At 65.7% G+C, this 20,458-nt stretch carries 10 protein-coding genes; 4 read left to right on the top strand and 6 right to left on the bottom strand.

The genetic code is table 11. The annotated features are described in order from the left end of the window. Positions 1-11 precede the first annotated feature (11 nt). The 6 genes from H7692_RS09130 to H7692_RS09105 all read right to left on the bottom strand — a co-directional run bounded on the left by H7692_RS09130 (position 12) and on the right by H7692_RS09105 (position 16,931). Positions 12-1,106, bottom strand: coding sequence for a cell wall hydrolase (locus tag H7692_RS09130; RefSeq protein WP_227340084.1), 1,095 nt, complete (start codon positions 1,104-1,106; stop codon positions 12-14). Next, entirely contained in the window at positions 1,103-3,232 is a 2,130-nt protein-coding gene (locus H7692_RS09125; RefSeq protein ID WP_201928573.1) for a type I secretion system permease/ATPase, read from the bottom strand. The genes H7692_RS09130 and H7692_RS09125 overlap by 4 nt, the downstream gene beginning before the upstream one ends. Positions 3,233-3,289: 57 nt before the next feature. Next, on the bottom strand, positions 3,290-4,684 hold the full coding sequence (locus H7692_RS09120; protein WP_201928574.1) for a TolC family protein: 1,395 nt from the start codon (positions 4,682-4,684) through the stop codon (positions 3,290-3,292). Beyond that, a complete protein-coding gene (locus H7692_RS09115) occupies positions 4,684-5,400 on the bottom strand; it encodes an OmpA family protein (protein WP_201928575.1) in 717 nt (238 codons plus the stop codon). The genes H7692_RS09120 and H7692_RS09115 overlap by 1 nt, the downstream gene beginning before the upstream one ends. A gap of 48 nt (positions 5,401-5,448) precedes the next feature. Continuing rightward, complete coding sequence (locus tag H7692_RS09110) at positions 5,449-15,723, bottom strand: beta strand repeat-containing protein (protein ID WP_227340083.1); 10,275 nt, start codon at positions 15,721-15,723, stop codon at positions 5,449-5,451. Between the two features lie 419 nt (positions 15,724-16,142). Further along, on the bottom strand, positions 16,143-16,931 hold the full coding sequence (locus H7692_RS09105; RefSeq protein WP_227340082.1) for a DUF2569 domain-containing protein: 789 nt from the start codon (positions 16,929-16,931) through the stop codon (positions 16,143-16,145). 601 nt (positions 16,932-17,532) lie between these two features. Between H7692_RS09105 and H7692_RS09100 the strand changes: the two genes are divergently transcribed. From H7692_RS09100 to H7692_RS09085, 4 genes are all read left to right on the top strand, one after another. Then, entirely contained in the window at positions 17,533-17,727 is a 195-nt protein-coding gene (locus H7692_RS09100) for a Flp family type IVb pilin (RefSeq protein ID WP_227340081.1), read from the top strand. Positions 17,728-17,800: 73 nt separating this feature from the next. Next, positions 17,801-18,748 (top strand): Flp pilus assembly protein CpaB, encoded by a 948-nt coding sequence (cpaB, locus tag H7692_RS09095; RefSeq protein WP_227340080.1) that lies wholly within the window; start codon positions 17,801-17,803, stop codon positions 18,746-18,748. Beyond that, positions 18,738-20,201 carry a type II and III secretion system protein family protein gene (locus tag H7692_RS09090; RefSeq protein WP_227340079.1) on the top strand — a complete coding sequence of 488 codons (1,464 nt, stop codon included), beginning with the start codon at positions 18,738-18,740 and terminating at the stop codon, positions 20,199-20,201. The genes cpaB and H7692_RS09090 overlap by 11 nt, the downstream gene beginning before the upstream one ends. Continuing rightward, positions 20,191-20,457 (top strand): hypothetical protein, encoded by a 267-nt coding sequence (locus tag H7692_RS09085; RefSeq protein ID WP_227340078.1) that lies wholly within the window; start codon positions 20,191-20,193, stop codon positions 20,455-20,457. Before H7692_RS09090 ends, H7692_RS09085 begins: the two co-directional genes overlap by 11 nt. Position 20,458 lies beyond the last annotated feature (1 nt).

The following is a 20,458-nucleotide window of genomic DNA, read 5'->3' as shown; positions in this document are numbered from 1 at the left end:
GCCTGCCGCCCCTATTCGCTCGCGGCCGCCGCGACGGACGCCGGACCCTGCTTGCTGGTAAGCGCGTCGAAGCGCGACTTGGTTTGCGTCGGGTCGGGAATGTTCGGCGTCCAGCCCTTGGTAACGTCGATCCGCCCGCCGACGTCATTGTCGGCGCGCCGGTCGGTCGGATCGCGCGGCGGAGCGCCCGCCACCGCCAGCGCTTCGGTCTCTTCGTCCGCCGCGTCGCGCGTGAAGCCCTGATAAAGCTGCTCGAAAGCCGGGATCGATTCGCTTCCCGAATAGCCGTTGGCAAAGGCAGCCGGGCGACCCCAGCCGCCGGGCCAGCGGTAGAAGATGTGCGTGTCGATCTGATCGATCTTGGTCAGCCGCGGCGCCCAGTAAGGCAGGACATAATTGGCGTGATAATGGGTCGCCATGCCGACGCTGCGCTCGACATGGCCCGCGAGCGCGGCGCGCGCGATCTCGCCCGCACGGCGCCAGAGCGCAGGCACGGGCGCGCGCCGCATCGAACCGTCGCAGGCAAAGCTGAACTGGCACCCCGGACGGCTGCTGCCCTGATAGATGACGCCGCACACCGTGTTCGGATAGGCGGGATGGCGCATCCGGTTGAGGATGACCTGCGCGACGGCAGCCTTGCCCGTGTCCGATTCGGTCGCCGCTTCATAATAGATCGCCTGCGTCAGGCAGCGCTGCGCATTGCCCGTTTGCACCGCCGATAGCGTCGGAAGGAAAAAGGGCCGCGCCGCTTCGATCGGGAGCGTCGAAACGGGCAGTTCGGCATTGCGTGCGATCGCGCTTTCGCCCTCGAGCGCGGGTTCCGCAATCTCGGTTTCGGTTTCGGCGATCAGCCGGGCGATCGCTTCTTTGCGTTCGGCTGCGGCGGTCACTTCGGGGTCGTCGGTCCAGCCTGCCGCGAGTTCGGACAGCGCCCGCGAAATGCGGTCGTTTGTTGCGGCGGCGACGATCAGGGCGGCCGCCAGCGCCATCGCTGCCAGCCACCAGCCGATGCGGCGCGGCGCGGACGCGTCGAACGCGGTCAGGTCGGCGTCGTCCAGTCGGGTGCGTGCCGCGCTGCCGCGCTGGATGTCGAGCTGCGGGATCATTGCGCCGCCTCCCTTTGCGTCGTCATCGCCAATATCTCGTCGCGCGGGCCGTTGGCGACGATGCGCCCGCCCTCGATCACGATGATCCGGTCGCAAATCCTCAGCACCGATTCGCGGTGGGTTGCGATCACTACCGTCTGTGCCTTGCCGACGTTGGCTTCGAGCAGGTTGACGAAATGGCGCTCGCTTTGCGTGTCCATATTGCCTGTCGGCTCGTCGAGGAACAGCAGCCGCGACGGCGAGGCAAGCGCGCGCGCGATGGCGAGGAAGCTGCGCTGACCGCCCGACAGCTGGTTGCCGCGTTCACCGGTCACGCGGTCGAGGCCCGTCTCGTCGCGCCCCATGAAGCGGTCGGCGCCGATCGCCTGGAGCACGCGCAGCAACTCGGCATCCGATGCCGCGGGCGCGCAGAGTTGGAGATTCTGCTTGATCGAGCCGCTGAACAGCACCGAATCCTGCCCGACGAAGCGCAGTTGCGAGCGCAGGTAGATTGGCGAATATTGCCGGCTGTCGAGCCCGTCGATGAAGATATTGCCGGTGCTCGGCTGGTAGAGACCGCACAGCAGGCGGCCGAGCGTCGATTTGCCCGACGCCACGCGGCCGATGACCGCAATCTTTTCGCCCGGGTTGATCGTCAGGTTGATGTCGCTGAGCGACGGGGCCGCAGCGTCGGGATAGGTGAAACCCAGATCCTCGACATGGATCTGACCTTCGCCGATCGTCAGGTCGAGCGCGCTGCTCCCCATGCGCCGCTCATCCTCGGCCTCGATCATCTGCTGGATGCTCGCCATCGTGGTCCACGCCTGGCGGCCGCGCGTCATCAGGAAGGCGAGCTGTCCGACCGGCGCCATCGACCGCCCCGCGAGCATGACGATGGCGATGATCGCGCCCATCGAAATCGTGCCCGCATCGAAGAGGTAAAAGCCGCCAACGATCAGCGCGAGGCTGGAGAATTGCTGGCCGAGCGAGGCGATGTTGATCGCGGTTGCCCCCGTCCGCCGCATGCTCGCCTGCGTCCGCGCATTGGCGTCGACCATCTGGCGCCAGCGTCCGAGTATCTGTCCCTCGGCCGCACAGCTCTTGACCGTTTCGGCGCCGCCGATCGCTTCGACGAGCATCGAATGCTGGATGCTCGCGTCGGCCTGGTTGTCTAGCGTCGCGTCGACCATTCGCCGTTGCAGGAAGAATCCCGCGACGCCGATGGCGACGATGATCGCGAGCGGCACGAGCGCGAGCCAGCCGGCGAGCAGCGCGATCATCAGGATGAAGAGGAAAAGAAAGGCGACGTCGACGATCAGCACCACCGTCGTCGACGCAAAAAATTCGCGCACGAGCTCGAATTCGGACACACGCCGCGCGAGCATCCCCGTGCTGCCGCGCCGGTCGGCGAGCGGGATGTTGAGCACCTTCGAGAAAATCTTCTCCGACAATTTGACGTCGAGGTTGCGCCCGAGGTCGTCGAGCAGCGTCGCGCGCGCAAGGCGCAGCGTGAATTCAACCGCAAAGGCGAGCAACGCCCCGATCGCGAGCACCCAAAGGCTCGCGACCGCCTTGTTCGGGATCACGCGGTCATACACGTTCATCGTGAAAAGCGGCAGCGCGAGGCCGAGCAGGTTGATCATCAGCGCTGCGCCGAGCACCGGACGGAATTCGCGGCGCATGCGGCGGACTTCGCCCCAGAACCAATGGCGCTTCGCCGTCTCGTCCCATGGCCGCTCGTCGGCGCGGATCGAGGTCGGATCGGCGGCGACCGCGATCGCCTCGCCGCCATAACGCGTCTCGACGGCATCGGCATCGGTCCACACCGGCTCCGCGGCCGACGGCTCCCACAGCAGATATTGGTCCTCGCGGCTGTCGAGAAGGACCGCGCTGCCGCCGTCGACGCACCGGATGATTGCGGGCAATTGCCGCGCCACCTGGCGCAGCTTGCGCGCGGCAAGCCGTTCATTGTTGATGAAACAGAGGTCGAGCGCCGCTTCTGCCTGATGGAAGGGCAGGCGCCCGCGTTCGTCGCGCGCCAGCGCCGACAGCGCCGCGCGCTGGAAATTCTGCCCGAAATGCGTCGCGACAAAGTGGATGCAGGCGATCAGCGGGTCGCCTGTTTCCACCTTGCCATTGTCCGTCAACGAGGATCGATCCTGCGTCATCATCCAGTCTTCACGTCAGAATCGACCCTCCGCCGGTCACTGCGGATAGCGTCGGCGTTGCAGCTCGGCGGGGGCGGGCGGTCCATAGCCCACCTGCTCGCGCGCATAGACGCGGCGCGATTCGGGGGCGCTGAGTCCGAATGCCTCAAGCAACTCGTTCGTCGATGCCAGCACCTGATAGCCGGCAAAGATTTCGGAGAAGCGCGCGGTTTCGGCGCGGACCTGAACGTTGAAGCGCGTGTTCTGCGCGTCGAGCACGTCGAGCAGCGACCGCCGTCCGACCGAAAATTGCTCGCGGTACGACAGCAGCAATTCATCGGTTGCGCGGCTCTGGTCGCTGAGATCGCGGAACACCGCGGTCTGCGTTTCCTTGCTGTTCCACGCCCGTCGCACATCGGCTTCGGCGTCGCGCGTCACCTGGTGCATACGGAAGCGCGCCTCGCTCGCGCGGCGGACCATCTCCTGATATTTGGCGCGATTGATCCCGCCGTCGAAGATGTCCCAGCGCAGCACGGCGCGCGCCAACAGGTCGTTGGTTTCGCCGCGAAACGCGTCGATGTCGTCGCCGATCCGGCCGGACAGTTCGATCCCCACCGTCGGATAGAAATCGCCCTTGGCCTTTTTCGCATCGGCGTTCGCGGCGTCGACGTCGGCCATCGCCTCAAGTACCTTCGGATGGCGCACGCGCGTCATCCCGACTGCTTCGCTGAGGCTGGTCGGCAGCTTTTCGAGCATCGCGGGCGGCATTTGCACCTCGTCGACCTCGAGCCCGCTCAGCGCCATCAGTTCGATCTTGGCGTTGGTCAGCGCCTCTTTGGCCTCAGACACCCGGACGCTCGCCGCCTTGGCGCGTTCCTGCGCCTGTTGCAGGTCGGCGACGCTGATCGACCCCGCGGTCACGCCGCTCGACAGGTCGGATACCAGGCTGTTGTGAAAGGTCAGATTATCCTCGGCCGCCGCGACGACGCGCTGTTGCAGCAGGATGTCGAGATATTGGCGCGCTGTCTGGAGCGCGACAAATTCCGACCGCTCGAGCACGCGGAGCGCCGCGCCATCGACGCGCGCCGCCTGTCGCAGCTTTTCGCCGCGCCGCCGGCCGAAGTCGATGAGCGTCTGTTCGGCGCGCAGCTGCGCCTCGAGCGGATAAAGCTCCTCGTTCGCGATTCCGAGCGCGCGCCGCGTTGCGTTTTCGAGCCGCCGGACCCCCGCCGACATTTCGAGCGTCAGGCGCGGCAGGTACAGACCCTTGGCCTGCTCCAGCTCGAATTCGATGGCCTGCTTGTTCATTTCGGCCTGGTTGATCTGCGGGTTCGAATCGATGGCGACGGCCATCGCATTCTGCATCGAAACCGGTTCGGCAAAGGCCGGCGCGGCGACGATGGCCAAGGCGAGTGCCGACGCAAGGCCGGCGAGTTTGTGCTTCGGTGTCATCAGCGTTCCCCAGTCCCATTGACCTCGACTTCGACGCGCCGGTTCTCTGGCGTGCGTTCACCGTCCATCGTCTGGACGCGCGGCTGGCGTTCGCCCATGCCCGACACCGCAATGGTACCGGTCGGGATTCCCGCCGCGATCATCATGTCGGCAATCACGCGCGCGCGCCGCATCGCGAGGCCTTCGTTATAAGCGTCCGATCCCGACCGGTCGGTGTGACCGACGACGGTGAACGCCGACCAGCCGCACCGCGCCTGGTTTTCGGCCATGAACGCGACCGACTGCGGCGCTTCGGCCGGCGCGACGGTCGAATCCCAGTCGAAGAAGAAGGTCGACGCGACCTCGGGCGGGCAATTGTTGACCGGTGGCGGCGGCGGCACGAGCGGTGGCGGTGGCGGCGGCGTCCGGGTCATCTGGTTATAGGCAAAGTCGCAGCGGCGCAGGCTGTCCTGGTCGCGCGTGTTCGATTTCAGGAAACCGAGCGCGATGCCGCACTGCACCTTGGCCTCCGACGCCCAGGTGTGGATGTTGTTGTTCGCCGAAACCACTGCCGGATCGGCGCTCGTCGCGAGCGCGGCATCGTAACGTGTTCGCACCTCGCCGCGCAGTTGGTCGACCGACATATCGGTCAGCGACTGGGCAAACAGGTTGCCCGGTTGGGACAGGGCGAGCGCGACGCACGCCCCCGCCATCCATTTTGCCGTTGAATATCGCATGTTCCTCGTACCCCCTTTTTCAATCCACTGGTCTTTTTGAGGTCTCAGCTATGCTGCGGCGATCTGTTGCAGGTCGAAATCGGCAGGCGGGTGGAAAATTCCCGCCATTTCGCCGCCGACAACATGGGCGTCGAGCATCCGCGCAAGGTCGACCGGCGCTGCATGTCCGTCCGGAACCGCGGCGGCGCCCGTCACTGCGTCGATCAGGCGATCGACGCTTTCGCCGCCATCGATCGCCTCGGCCAGGACGCGCGCTGCGGCAGGGTCGTCGGCCGCAACATCGCGTGCTGCGATCCGCGCATCGATGGCCGCGAGGCCCAGCGACAGCAGGCCGTCCATTGACATCGCCCCGTCGTTCGCCGCGGGAGCGAAGTGGTCGAACAATGCTTCTGAACCGGACCATTCCGGACCGGAGGCCGCATGCTGATACGATGCATCGGCCCCGTGACCGGTGACGCTGCTCGCCGAGCTACTGTCGTCGCCGCCGCCAAGGTTGCGGCTTGCCGGTTCGTCCGCTCGCGGCTCGGCGGAACCGAGCAGCGGGTCATCGGCCATCATCTTGGTCGCGTGAGCCGTTCCGGTATCGACGCTGTGCGCGGCACCGGATCCGCCGATCACGCCGGCAACCTCGCTGTCTGCAATGCTGGCCGCATCGGCACGTTCGGGCTGGACGGCATGAACCATCGCAACCAGGGACGCGGCGACCAGTGCGTCCGACAACGGAACGGCCGACGCCGGACGATCCTGCGTCCGGACCGTGCTGGTGCCGCCCGCCTTGCCATAGGCAAAGGCCGCGTCGGCCGCGGTCCGTACCGTGCCGTCGGCGAGCTGATAGCTCGTTTCGCCGAAGACGTGGACGTCGCCGTCCGCCGCCGAATAAGGCTGTCCGTCCGACTGCAGGTTGATCGACACGATCCCCGCATCGTCCAGCGACTGGAACTCGCCGTCGTCGGAGACGCCGTTGCTGTTCGCATCGCGCCATACGCCGAAGCCAGCCCAGCCCGCATCGGCGCTGGTGAGCAGTCCGTCGCCGTTGCTGTCATATTTGGCTGCAAGACCCTGAAGGTCGGTCAGGCCATTGCCACCGAAGACGATTTCGCTTCCGTTATCGACGCGGCCGTTGCCGTTCGCATCGAACGCCAACAGCCCGTCGTCGGGACCGACCCAGGCGGTTGGAACGGGCGTACCATCGCCAAAATAGTCGACACTGACACCCGCCGACGCGGAAAGGAACTCGACGCCATCTCCGTCGAGATCGAGCACGATTGGCGGGACGGAAGGTTCGTCGATAAATACGCTGATTTGCAGCACATTGCTTGTGTCCGCATCGCCATCGGTGCCGACCACGTCGAAAACATAAGTCTGGTCTGGCGGCAGAACGGTCCGGGACACCGAAACGTCGGTCGAGAAGCGGACACGCGCTTGCGGATCTGTATCGACGTTATCGATCCGCAAAACGCTGAATTCGATCGAAGGGTCTATCGTGACATCGCCAGCCGCCGATACCGTAAAATTGCCCGTTTCGGTTGCCGCGATTGTACCGTCGGGATTGTAGCGGGTCGCCGTCCACGTGAAATCGACGGGCCCGCTGGCGACCTGCTGGACATTCAACGTCACGGAATTGAGTAGATCCGCGTTCGTTTGCGGAGCATCATTCACCCCGAAATTGCCAGGGTTATGGAATTCCAGTTCGAACCATTCACCCTGATCGGTCCACTGATTACTGACACCAAAGCCTGGTGTGCTTGCGTTGACTCCGCTGCCGTTGGACTGAAATTCGACGCGGCCCGCTTCGTTCAGCGCGGTATTAGGGTCGTCATCAAGCTCCCGGAATCCCGGACCGCCGGCTCCCAGTTTTGCAAAAGATATTTCTTCTTCGGTGGCAGCGTTGGGAGTGATGAGATCGAATGTGTAGGTTCCATCGGCGTTTACGGTGATCTTGAATACGTCGGTGCCGTCCGCCGTTTCGGCCAAAAGTTCGGTTCGCAAGAAATTGCCTGACCCGTCCGTCACGTCGGTTTCGGTGTAGGTGATGCCGTTGATCACCGGTCCCGTAATGTTGAAACCGCTCGACCCATCGGCGCCAAAGGCAGCCATAAATGAACCGCTGGCTGAACCCGCCTGGTTGAGCAGCGTCAGCATTTCTGGCCCATCGGTTGGCGTCAAGACGGGTCCGTCGTCCTGGAACGAGATCAGACCGCCGATCGGCGTCGAAGCGCTCGACGTGTCGCCGTCGCCGTCGGTGACCGTGACGGTCGCCAGCACGGCGCCATTGACGATCGACAGCGATTCGTCGTGGCTAGCGCCCGGCGTCGGATGCTTGATTGACAGATATTGAACCAGGTTGACGCTGCCGTCCGCCTCGACGGCGATCGCAAAGGCGGCGGCACCAGCCGGCCCGCCGACGCGCCCGACGACAATCCCGGATTCGAGGTAGAGCAGGATGTTCTGGCCGTCGGTGGTGTCGAGGCCCGAATCGACCCCGCTCGATGACAGGGAAAGGCCAAAGCTGATCGTTCCGCCGTCGGACCCCGTGGTCGATCCGGCGCTCGACAGCGCGCCCGCGTCGCGGGCAAAGCCGATAACCGTGCCGGCCACGTCCGGGTCGTCGCCCTTGTTCGCGACACCGTCAAAGATCGACAGCGGCCCGGCGACATCCTGTGCGTCGCCATCGATCCCCGGCGTTTCGTCGTGCGCGAGCGAAAGGCCCGCGGCGCTCACCATCGCCTGCGGCCCGTCGTCATCGAAACGGATCTGCGCCGAGATGTCGACGGTGTCCGAAAGCGCGAAGTCGCCGTCGCTATCGGTCGCGGTGACGACCACGCCCAGCGAATTGGCGACCAGCTGCACGGTGTCGTCGGGATTCGCGGTATCGGGATGGTCGAGCGACAGATATTGTTCGACCGTCACGACGCCCGTCGCGGGATCGATCGCGATTGCGAAGGCCGCGAGGCCATCGAATGCGCCCCCGCTCACCTGGCCGACGATGACATTGCCCTGGACGACAAGGTTGATCGGCGAGCCGTCGGTGACCGACAGGCCCGAGACGGCGTTGATGACGGTCAGCGAATAGCTGAGCGCACCCGTCGCTGCGGCGCCGTCGGTTCCGTAAAGCGGCGTTGCATTGACGACCGCACCGCTCGACGTCGCGCGGCTGATTGCTCCCGCGCCAGCCACGTCGGGATCGTTGCCGATCGCGATGCTGCCCGTGTCAAGTTGCGCGACCATGCTGTTCGTCGCGCTTTCGTCGTTCTGAACCAGCACCGCGCCTGCCGCGGTCGCGCTGACCGACGGTCCGTCGTCGAGGAAGCTGATTTGGCCGCCGATTTCCTTCGTCGCGTCGACGCTGTCGCCGTCGCTGTCGGTGATGCGGATCGACGCCGTGATCAGACCGTCGAGCGTCAGTGCATCATTGTGCAGCGGCGTGTCGCCATCCTGCAGATGCTCGAGCGCAACGAACTGCGATACGGTGATCGTGCCATCGGTGTTGATCGTCACCGTGAAGGCGTCCTGCTCGATGCCGCCGCCGTCGGTATAGCGCCCGGTGATCGTCGTGGGCGAAGTTGCGACGAGGGTGATCGGGAAATCGCCGACCGCCGTCGCAATGCCCGATGCGGCACCCCCGCTGAGCGCGAGACCATAGACGGTGCTGTTTGCGGCCGCAGGGCCGTCGGCGCCGAACGCGAGCGTTGCCGTAATGACCGCGGCCAGCGACGTCACGTTGACGTCGAGTCCGCCGGTTTCGTCGAGCGTCACGCTGCCGCTGCCGCCTACGTTGCTGATCGACGGACCATCGTCCTCGATGCGGATGATGCTGCCCAGGTCGACGGTGTCGGTATCGAAATCCCCGTCGAAATCGGTCGCCTTGACCTCGAGCAGAAGCGCGCCGGCGTTCATTCCGGGCGAGCTTTCGTCGTGACTGCCCGTATCCCCGTGCTCGATCGCGATAAACTGCGTCATCGTGACCGTGCCGTCGGCCGCAACGGTGAAGGTGAAGGCGACGTCGCCTGACGTTTCGCCGCGGCCCTCGACCGTGCCCGGCGCGGTCTGGTAAAGACGGATCACCTCGTCATCCGACGAAATGCGATAACCGCTGTCGGGGTTTACGCCACCGAGAACGAAGGCATAGCTATAGCTTGCGGGCGTATCCGCCCCGGCGTCCAGCGTGACGGTGAACAGGTCGGTCGCCGCGATCGTCGCGCTGCCGAGGTTGCCGCCGACCGGATCGACTTCTGTCCCCGCCGCGGTCACGCCGTCGGTTTCGTCGATCCGCAGTTCGGCGCCCGCCTTCAGCGTGACGTCGATGTCGGGCCCGTCGTCGGCAAACCGGATGTTGTGGCCAAGGTCGATCGACTGGCTGTCGCTGTCGCTGTCGCCATCCTTGTCGGTGATCGTCACCGTGCCGGTCAGGCGGACCAGCTCGTCGGCCAGCGTCGCAATCTGGCTGTCGAAATTGCTGCCGACACCCGGCAGTTCATGATCGATCTGGGCGAACTGCGTCAGCGTGACGGTGCCGTCGCCGGCATTGACGCTGATCGTGAAGATCGTGTTGCCGGGATCGATGTCGCCAAGGCTGGCCGCCGTCGATCCCACGATGGTGCCGCCGTCGTTGAACAGGTTGATCGACGCGCCATTGCTGTCGAGCCCCGAATCGGTACCGTTCGCGCCGAACAGCGTCAGCGCATAGGACCAGCTGATCGCTCCGGGGCCGTCGGCGCCGAAATCGGCATTGGCAAAGGAGAAGACGCTGCCGAAATTGGCGGTCGATACATCGCTGTCGCTGGCCGCGCCGATCGTGGCGGCATCCTGCGTCGTCAGCACGACCGCCGCCTCGCCCGTGACGTTGATGTCGATGCTGACGCCATCGTCCTTGAACGTCAGCGCGCCGCCGATATTCGCGGTGGCGCTGGCCTGGTCGCCGTCGCTGTCGGTCACCGTCGCCGTCAGCGTCACAAGGTCCGCTGCGCTCAGGAAAGCCGATTGGTCGGGCCCGCTGTCAGGCGAATGGAAGACGGCGCGCTGCTGGTCGAGCGTCACCGTCCCATTGGCGTCGACCGAGAGAACGAACACGATGTCGTTCGTCCCGCTGGTGCGGCCGACGACCGCCCCCGATTCGAGCGTGAGCACCACGGCCTCGTTGGTCGCCGTGTCGACAAGGCCCGACGCCACGCCGGGCGACTTGACGCCCAGCGCATAAGTGACCGAGTCGGTCGCGGCTGGCCCGTCGGCATTGAACGCGACATTGAACAGGCTGCCCGGCTGGCCGAAGCCGAAATCGGCCGACGCGTCGGTCGCAAGGTCGCTGTCGTCGACGATCAGCGCGTTGGCTGACCCGTCGACCGCCGAAACGGTCGGAATATCGTCGGTGACGTTGATCGTCACCGTGCCGGTCGCCATGTCGCCGTCGGTGTCGGTCGCTTTGACGGTCACCGTTCCGAGCGACTGGGTCTGCGCAGCCATCGCCAGTGCATGCGGCAGATTGTCGGCAATCGTGACGGTCACCGTCGCATTGCCCGTCATGCCCGGCGCAAGGCTTGCCGGCGCGCTGAGGCTGATCGTGATCGCCGCCGGGCCGCCATCGGTGAGCGAGCCGGTGATCGTCTGCCCGTCGGGCGAGATCGACCAGAAGAGGTCGGTACCGGCCCCGTCGAGGTTGGCCACAAGGCCTGCGGTCCCGTCAAACATGAAGTTCGACAGCGTATCCGATCCGGCACTGAAGCTCAGCATGCCGCTATCGGTTTCGGCATCGCTCGCCGGCGTGCGTCCGATGCCGTCGATCGCGGCTTCGTCGACGGTCAGCGTCAGCGTCCCGCCGCCCGTCGGGTCGGCGCCGTCGTCGATCGTGATCGTCAGGCTGTCCGACGTCGGGTCGCCGTCGCGATCGACCGCCGACAGGGTGAAGGTTGCCGACGGGTTGGGGTTGTTATTCTGGTCACCCGCGGCGAGGAAGCTGAAGGTGCCGTCCGAATTGACCGTCAGCGTGCCCGTGGGCTGGACGATCACGACGCTGTTTCCGGGCGCCAGCGACAGCGTGTCGCTGCCGGCCCCGAAGGTCACGGTCACCGACGTCACGCCGTCGGCCCCCGCATCGAGGGTCCAGGTCCCGTTGACGGCAGGGCCGCCTTCGGTTGCGTTCGTCGGCGTGTCGGACACGGCGAGCGTGGGAATATCGTCGACAATCGTGACCACGAAACTCCCGCTCGCGGTCGATCCGTCATTGTCGGTCACGGTGAAGCCGATCCCCGACAGCATGTCGCTATCCTCGCTGCCCGGCGCCGACTGGTCGATCGCCGCCGACAGGGTGACCGTATAACCATAGGTCACTTCATTGGCGCCGGGACCCGAGGTCGCCGTCGTCAGCGCGATGCGGATCACTTCGGTCGCGCCCACCGAGCCGACCAGGTCGGCGCCGTCCTTGGCAAAGGTTACCGGGACGCCGCCCACCGTCAGTTGCGTGTCGAGCGCGGCACTGTCGTCGAGGACAATCGATCCCGCGAGCACCGCAGGTACGTCGCCGCCGAAATCGACGACGATCGTGCCATTGGCGCTCGTGCTGCCCGTCGAGGTCACCTCGCCGGGAATGCCGTCGTCGGCGTTCGCCAGCGGCAGCCCGTCCTCGTCGACCGTGACATTGTCGGCGCTGCGGATCTGCGGCGTTGAATCGGCGACAAGCATGATCGTTGCCGTCGCGGTCGACGTGTCGCCGTCGCCGTCGGTGATCTGGTATTGAAAGCTGATCTCGCCGACTTCACCGGGCGCCTGCGTATAGGTGAAGCTGCCGTCGCCGTTGTTGACCAGCGTGCCGCTGCCCGTGAGCGTGCCGTCGACAAGCGCCACAGTGCCCGACTGGACGCTGTCGGCGCCCTGGACGTCGTTCGCGAGCACGTCGATGGTGACGGGCGCATTTTCGACCGGCTGCAGCAGGAAATCGTCGATCGCGGTCGGTACGTCGTCGGTGATCTGGATGTCGATCGTGGCGCTTGCGTTGCTGCCGTCGATGTCGGTCACGGTGACGCCGATGCTGTCGGCGACATTGTCCTCGCCGGCCGCGCCATGGTCGGTCCGATTGTCCGAAAGCGTGTAGCTATAGGTAAAGCTGCCGCCGATGACCGATCCGTCGGCTCCGATTACCGGTGTGAAGCCCGTGATGCTGAGCGTGCCATAGGCCGTTACAACCATTTGCGGCGTAAAGCTGCCGTCGGCGGTAACCAGCGTCAGCGGCCCGATCGGCGAGCCGTTGAAGCTGTCGAGCACAACATTGCCCATGCCGTCGGGCGTCGATACCGAGAAGTTGCCGCCATCGGTGACCGGTTCGGGCGTCGTGTCCGACCCCGCCGCTTCATTGGGACGCGCCGGAAGGTCGTCCTCGTCAAAGGCCAGTTCGGCACCCGCGCCGTCGAGCCCGGTGATGGTGACGCCGTCGTCGGCGCCGTTGATCGTGATCGTCAGCGTCGCAGTCGATGTGTCGCCGTCGCCATCGGTGATCGTATAGACGAAGCTTTCGCTCAGCGTCTCGCCCGCCGACAGGCCCTGGACGGGCTGGAGCGCATTGTTGAGCGCATAGGTGTAGCTGCCGTCGGCGTTGACGGTGAGCGTGCCATAGGCGGTGGCGAAGGGCGTGCCGACGCTGCCGCCTGCGATCGCGGTGACGCTTGCGCCGTCGGCACCCTGCGTGTCGGCGACGCCGTCGGTCGCGTTGGCGTCGCTGCCGCCCGTACCGGTCAGCAGATTGCCGTCGGCGACGAGCGGGCCGTCTTCGGTTACGTTGTCGGCATCGTCTCTAGCGGTCGGCACGTCGTCGACGATGTTGACGTCGAGGCTGGCCGTTCCGACCGAACCGTCGCTGTCGGTCACCGTCACAGCGAAGCTGTCAGTGACTGAATCCTCGCCCGCGCTGCCGTGCGTCAGCGTGTTCGCCGACAAGACATATTCATAGGTGAAGCTGCCGCCGATCACCGATCCGTCGGCGCCGATGACGGGCGTGAAGCCGGTGATGTTCACCGTGCCGAGGGGACTCGTCGCGCTGCCGGCGGTAAAGACGCCATTGGTGACGACCTGCGTCCCGCCGATGGTGACATTGCCCAGCCCGTCGGGGGTGGAGATCGAGAAGCTGCCGCTCGGTGCCAGCGCTACCGGGTCGGGCGAGGAGCCGTTCGGCAGGTCGTCCTCATCGACCGTCAGCTCGCCGCCTTCGGTGTCGAGCCCGGTGATGGTCACGCCGTCGTCGGCGCCGTTGATGGTGATCGTAAGCGTCGCGGTCGAGGTGTCGCCGTCGCCGTCGGTGATCGTGTAGAGGAAGCTTTCGGTGAGCGTCTCGCCCGCCGACAGGCCCTGCACCGGCTGGAGTGCATTGTTCAGCACATAGGTGTAGCTGCCGTCGGCGTTGACGGTGAGCGTGCCATAGGCGGTGGCAAATGCCGTGCCCACGCTGCCGCCCGCGATCGCGGTGACGGTTGCGCCGTCGGCGCCCTGCGTGTCGGCGACGCCGTCGGTGGCATTGGCGTCGCTGCCGCCGACACCCGTCAGCACATTGCCGTCGGCGACAAGCGGGCCGTCTTCGGTCACGCTGTCGGCATCGTCTCTAGCGATCGGCACGTCATCGACGATGTCGATGTTGAGCACCGCGGGCGCGCTGTCGCCATCGAGGTCGGTGACGACGACGTCGAAGCTGACCGTCGTGCCGTCGGGATCGGCGGTATTGTCGGCGAGCGTGTAGGTATAGGTGATCGAACCCTGCCCCGTAACGGGGTCATAGGCATAGCTGTTGACGACCAGCGTCCCCGTCGCGTCGGTAAAGATCGTCTGCGGCAGCGCGCCCGGCGTCACCGCGACGCCGTTGATCGTCACGCTCTGCACCCCGTCGGGCGAGGTGAAGGTGATCGTGCCGGTCGTCGATTCATCGTCGCCGTCAAAGGCCGACCCTTCGCTTTCGTCCGCGCGCGGCGGGAGCTGCGATTCGTCGACCACGGTTCCTGCGCCCTGCGTCGGGACAAAGGTGATGATCGCGGGGCTGTCGCCGATCGAAATCGTCAGCGTCGCGGTCGATGTGTCGCCGTCGCCGTCGGTCAGGCGATAGGTGAAGACGTCGGTGACGCCGCCGGGCGTGTTCGGCGCGCGGACATAGGAATAGCTGCCGTCGGCGCTGATGGTCAGCGTGCCATATTGCCCCGCGATGGCGGTTCCGGGTGCGACAAAGGCGGTACCCGTGCCCGCGACGACGCCGGTCAGCGTCGCGCCGTCCGCGCCCCGCGTATCGGCGCCCGCGGCGCCGCTGGTGGTGCCGGTGCCGGAGATGACATTGCCCGTTTCGGCGGTGTAGGTCGCCGGCGCCACCGCGTCGGTGTCGGCGCGCGCGGTCGGGACGTCGTCGATGATCGAGATCGTCAGGTTGGCGCTCGCGGTGTCGCCGTCGACATCGGTGACGACGACGGTGAAGACGTCGGTCAGGTTCGCATTGGCGTCGGTATTGTCGGCGAGCGTATAGCTATAGCCGATGGCGCCGGGCGCGATGCTGGTGATCGTCAGCGTGCCGAGCGGCGTCGTGATCGTCTGGCCGACGCTGGTGACGGCGGTGCCGTTGATCGTCACCGAAGCGAGCCCGTCGGGGGCGCTGATGACGATGGTGCCCGTCGTCGTTTCGCTGTTCGCGGCGCTGTTGCTGCCCGCAGGCTCGCTGCCGCGCGCGGGCAGCCCCGCTTCGTCGACGCTCGACGTCGCGTCGGTCGATCCGGCGGGCTGGTCGGGCGTCTGGATGACGACGGTCGCATCCTCGTCGGGGATCAGCCGGTCGGGGATCAGTTCCTCGTCGCGCGGCGCCGGAAAGGCGAGTTCGGTATAGGGGAGCAGGTCGCCGAGGTCATAGGCGTCCTGGATCGCGCCCTCGGGATCGGCAAAGTTGCCGCCCGAGCTGCGCAGCCCCGCTTCGGGGTTGAACTCGTCGAGTCCCTCGAGCAGCTGCGCGACCGTGCTCGCGGGCACGGTGTTGCCGCCGACGACGACCGCGGGAATGTCGACCGCGCCATTGGGAACGACGAGCACCCGCCCGTCGGGCAGGGTGATGATCAGGTCGGGACCCGACACGCCGATGTCGTCGATCGACACGCCGGCGGGCAAGGTGATGCGCCCGCGCGCGTCGGGAATAAGGACCGCCTGGATCGCCAGCGGGATTGCCGATGCCGCTGCGGTGACGCCCGCGGCCGTGTCGGCCAGCGCGGTCGGCGCGATGGCGCGGGCTTCCCCGTTCGCCGTTGCGGTTCCGGTGACGTCGCCCTCCGTCCGCGAAAGGCCGTTGGCACCGCGAGCGGGGTTGTCAAATGCGTCCATGTTCGTTTCCCTCGATCCATCGCGCCCCGTGCCGCACGCAGCACAGGCAGAATTCCCATCAATGTCAGCGCGACCCTCGGCCCGACGACTCGGGCACCTCCCAGAAGCTCAAGGAAACACAGACTTAACCGACTCTGCAAGCGCGTTAACATATTTTTAGTATTCGCAATCCGCGCAATCCGCGGATTTGCGCCGATTGCGCAAAAATCGGGCCTAAGTTAATTTTTACAGAGGCTTGGCCACAGGCGCCGCGCGCCGCCCGGAGGCCGCGATGCGCGCGCCTGTCCCTGTTCGGGGCAGGTTCGAAGCGAGTCGGGGGAATTCAGGCGGGGGATAGGGTGGCCGGGCGCGGCGGCGTGCCGGCGCGCGCGCGACGCGGTCAACAAAATGCGCGGCGGGGCATCCCCGTGGCGGCGGCCTCAGGCCGACTGGCGCCAGCGATAGGTGACGTTCACGCGTTCGGACAGGATCAGATAGGGCAGCCAGACGAGCGCGCTGATGCAAACCTTTTTGATATTGCTGTCGAGCAGCGGCTGGATCGCTGCGGCGACCGACTGCGGCAGGTAGGGCGCCCCCGACAGATAGTCGGCGAGCATCAGCTGCGACACCAGGTCGATGCCCCAGGTCAGCAGCAGCAGCCGCGGGAAAAAGGGCATGCCGCGCAGCGCCATGAAGAAACAGAGGGTATAGAGGAAGTTCATCAGGATGAGGTCGGCCGACATGGCCATATAGATCATCTGGCCCCACTGCGGCGCCGATCCGGTCATCGCGGGCACCGCGGCCATGAATTCGGCGGTGCGCACGGGGACGTTCAGCAGCATGCCGAGCAACAGCGACGCCATGATGCCGACGGGGCCGAAGGCGGGGTGGCGGCGCACCGACAGCGCGTCGAGCGCGCGCCACTTGCCGTACAGCGCCAGCCGGATGTCGGGCTGGGCAAAGTCGACCCCGCGCGGGAACAGCGCGTTCGCGGTCCAATAAGCGAAAAAGGGGCTGGCGAGGATCAGCGCGTGCGGCACGAACAGCACCAGCATCGATGCCAGGCTGTCGGCGGGGGTTACGGGAAACAATATGCGCGCCAAACAGATCAGCGCGACGACGATCGTCCAGAAAAGCAACAGCGACCGCACACGATCCTCCATCGGCGCGACAAAGCGCACGCTCTGGTCGTGGAGCCGGGTCGACAGGCGGTTCAGGGCTTCGGTCATCGTGCGATCATCCTTCCTTGCCGGAGTTCGGATGTAAAGCCGATATGGTTAACATTTCCTAATTTGCAAAGGACGCGAACGCGCGGACGCCATGCTTCGTTGCCCCCCAATATGGGAACCCCGGCGAAAGCCGGGGCCCACGCGGCGCGGCCCAAAGCCGGACCCCGGCTTTCGCCGGGGATCACGCCTTCCGTCGCCAAAGGATTTAATCGCCGCCATTCCCTTTCGCGCACGGAAATTAACCAAGCGAATCAAGCCTTAGGAAATGATGCTGCGAATCGGGGGCGAATCGCGACCATATGCTGCGCCGAAAGCCGCCGATCTGGCACGAAATGCAAAAATGGTTAACGCAAATTCAATGTTAAGTGACTGTTAAATCGAGTTAATATTGTGTTGACGCTCGGGCGTAAAAGGCGTTGAATCAATGCGTTCCTTGCTGAGGGACCGCAATGACAGGTTGAACCGGCGCCAGCCGGAGTTTTCATCACCGGGTCGCGTCGGTTCCACTGCACTCCTTCGGCAGGAATGTCTGGCCGCCTCCATGGGGGGGGAGGGCAGACATGCACCGCTCCTCGTGCGGTGCCTTAACAGGAGTCCAGACATGAAGACCTTTCTGAAAGACTTTATCCGTGATGACAGCGGCGCCTCGGCTGCCGAATATGCTCTGATTCTCGCAATCGTCGGCACCGGCATTGCCTTTGCTGCGTACAATCTCGGCGGCGCGATCAACGGCGCTATGGCCGAAGCTGAAAAGTGCATTGAAGGCGCCACAGCGCCTACCGCTACCAGCTGCTAAGCACCGTGGCGGTCCGCCAGTGAACTCACTGGCGGACCGTTCGGCATCTTCGGCCAATCTGGGGGGTGGGGCGATGCTATCAAATAGAACACCTATTATCGTCAGCGTTGCGGTTGTTCTGGGCCTGATCGTTGTATTTTTGGTGAATAGTTATTTCAGCGGTATCGAAGAGCGCCAACAGCGGCAGGCCGAGGAACTGAACCTTGTTCAGGTGCTCGTTGCCTCTCAGCCCCTAGCCTTTGGTACTACGCTGACCCCGCAGAACACGAAACTTGTTGGCTGGCCAGCATCCTCGGTTCCCGAGGGGGCGTTCAAGACGAGCATCGGCGTCACCGACAATGCGCGCGGACCGCGCGTCGCGTTGCGCCCGATCGCCGTCGGCGAACCGATCCTCGCTTCGAAGATTTCGGGCGACGACGGCCGCGCCTCCATATCTGCCTTGCTTCCCGAGGGGATGCGCGCCGCCGCGGTGCGCATCGACGATGTCGCGGGCGTCGGCGGGATGATCGCGCCGGGCGATATCGTCGACGTGCTGCTGACGCGCCAGCTTGCGGGCGAAGGCGTGGGCAACAACGACCAGATGACCGACATCATCCTCGAAAAGATCCGCGTTATCGCGATCGACCAGGTCGCCGACGAGAACAAGACCGAACCCGCGGTGGCCAAGACTGCGACCTTGGAGGTCGACCCCGTCGGCGCGCAGAAACTCGCGCTCGCGCAGCGCGTCGGCGCACTCTCGCTCGCGCTGCGCAACGTCACGAGTATCGAGGACGGCGCGAATATGACGATCACGCAAAGCGACCTCGGCGGCGGCTGGCGCTCGGCGCCCGCGCGCCGCGCCGCGGCCTCGCCCGGCCTCGCCGGAATGCCCCCGGGCTTTTATTCCGAAACCCCTGCGGTGATGCAGCGCGCGCCGTCGGGCCCGGTTCCCGCCGCGCCGCGCCGTCCGACCGGACCCTCGGTCGAAATCGTCCGCGGCACCGAAACCCAAACCTATGAGGTCAAGCGCCATGGCTCGTAACATCACCCGCGCCGCGCGCATCCTCGCCGCGCCGCTCGCCGCCGCGCTCGCGCTATCGGCCGCGCCCGCCGCCCTTGCCCAATATGGCACGGGCGGGGTGCATGCGGGGCAGCTCGACGTCCCGCTCAACAAAAGCCAGACGGTGACGCTCGACCGCCCCTTTGGCCGCGCGATGATCGGGTCCGAAGAAATTGCGGACATTTTGCCGATCTCCGACCGTTCCATCTATGTGCTCGGTAAGAAAATGGGGACGACCAGCCTGACCGTCTATGACAAGGGCGGGCGCGTCATCACCATCGTCGACGTCGCGGTCGGCCCCGACGTCGTCACCTTGCGCCGCCAGCTCGGCGAACTGATGCCCGGCGAAAATATCAGCGCGCGCATCTCGAACGAGGCGGTCGTGCTGTCGGGCGTCGTCAGCAGCGCGTCGGCCGCGCAGAATGCGGTCCAGATCGCGAGCACCTATGCGGGCGACAAGGTCGTCAACATGATGGGCATCGGCGCGAGCCAGCAGGTGATGCTGGAGGTGCGCTTTTCCGAAATCAACCGCCAGTCGGGCAAGGACATCGGCGTCCGCAGTTTCTTCCGTAACCGGTCGGGAAGCTGGGACGGCGCGTTGGGAAGCGGGGCGCGATTGACCCCAGACGCTGAAACGGGGGAAGGCATCCTGGAGCTTGGGGCCATTTCCGACAGCTTCGGTATTGTTCGTCACAGCTTCAATATCGGTGGCGTCAGCATCTTGGGCGTGCTCGACAGTCTTGAAAGCAAGGGGCTGGCAAAAACGCTGGCCGAACCAACGCTTGTCGCGCTGTCTGGCGAAAAGGCCAGCTTCCTTGCGGGCGGCGAATTTCCGATCCCCGTCGTGCAGAGCAGCGGCGGGGGTGGTGGCGCCGACGGCACCGGACAGGGGATCACCATCGAGTTCAAACCCTTCGGCGTCAGCCTGGGCTTTACGCCGACGATCCTTGCCGACGGGGTGATCAACCTGGTCGTCGAACCCGAGGTCAGCTCGATCGACCCGAGCGCGTCGATCACGCTCAACGACATTGTCATCCCCGGATTGCAGACGCGGCGCGCGTCGACCGTGCTCGAGCTGCGCGACGGCGAAAGCTTTGCCATCGCGGGGCTGATCCGGCAGGATTTTTCGACCACCGTGCGGCAGGTGCCGTTGCTCGGCTCGATCCCGATCATCGGCTCGCTGTTCCGCTCGTCGGGCTTCAAGCGCGGCGAGACCGAGCTGCTCATCGTCGTCACGCCGCGGCTCGTCCAGCCGATCAAGCCGAACCAGGTCGCGCTGCCGACCGAACGCGTCGGCGACCCGACCGAGCTCGACCTCTTCCTGCTCGGCCGCACCGACAATGCCGTCCCGGCAATCCCGCCGGTGCAGCAGCAAATGCCGCCCAAGGCGGCGCCACCGGCCAGTTCGACCGCAGGAGGCGGCTATGAATATTGATGCGCGCATCGTCGCCATGACCGCCGCCGCCGCGCTCGCGGCGGGCTGCACCCCTACCGACGCGACGCTCGGCAATGCCGTGCGCTCGACGATGGCGGCGCAGGTCGTCAACCCCGAACCGGTCTATGACGATCCGGTCCCGACCACCGACGCGGCCAAGGCCGCCGCCGCGGTCGACCGCTATCGCAGCGACCAGGTCAAGCAACCCGATACGATCCGCACGACGGCGGGCGAGAGCAGCGGCACGCCGCGCTAGG

Origin of the sequence: Sphingopyxis sp. P8, from assembly GCF_020622175.1 — a bacterium.
Lineage (GTDB): Bacteria > Pseudomonadota > Alphaproteobacteria > Sphingomonadales > Sphingomonadaceae > Sphingopyxis > Sphingopyxis jiangsuensis.
This window is presented reverse-complemented; position numbering and strand designations above follow the sequence as displayed.

Bases quoted from the DNA above. Each gene is read 5' to 3' on its own strand.
- H7692_RS09130 (WP_227340084.1), bottom strand. From the start codon at position 1,106: ATGATCCCGCAGCTCGACATCCAGCGCGGCAGCGCGGCACGCACCCGA.
- H7692_RS09120 (WP_201928574.1), bottom strand. From the start codon at position 4,684: ATGACACCGAAGCACAAACTCGCCGGCCTTGCGTCGGCACTCGCCTTG.
- H7692_RS09115 (WP_201928575.1), bottom strand. From the start codon at position 5,400: ATGCGATATTCAACGGCAAAATGGATGGCGGGGGCGTGCGTCGCGCTC.
- H7692_RS09110 (WP_227340083.1), bottom strand. From the start codon at position 15,723: ATGGACGCATTTGACAACCCCGCTCGCGGTGCCAACGGCCTTTCGCGG.
- H7692_RS09105 (WP_227340082.1), bottom strand. From the start codon at position 16,931: ATGACCGAAGCCCTGAACCGCCTGTCGACCCGGCTCCACGACCAGAGC.
- H7692_RS09100 (WP_227340081.1), top strand. From the start codon at position 17,533: ATGAAGACCTTTCTGAAAGACTTTATCCGTGATGACAGCGGCGCCTCG.
- cpaB (WP_227340080.1), top strand. From the start codon at position 17,801: ATGCTATCAAATAGAACACCTATTATCGTCAGCGTTGCGGTTGTTCTG.
- H7692_RS09090 (WP_227340079.1), top strand. From the start codon at position 18,738: ATGGCTCGTAACATCACCCGCGCCGCGCGCATCCTCGCCGCGCCGCTC.
- H7692_RS09085 (WP_227340078.1), top strand. From the start codon at position 20,191: ATGAATATTGATGCGCGCATCGTCGCCATGACCGCCGCCGCCGCGCTC.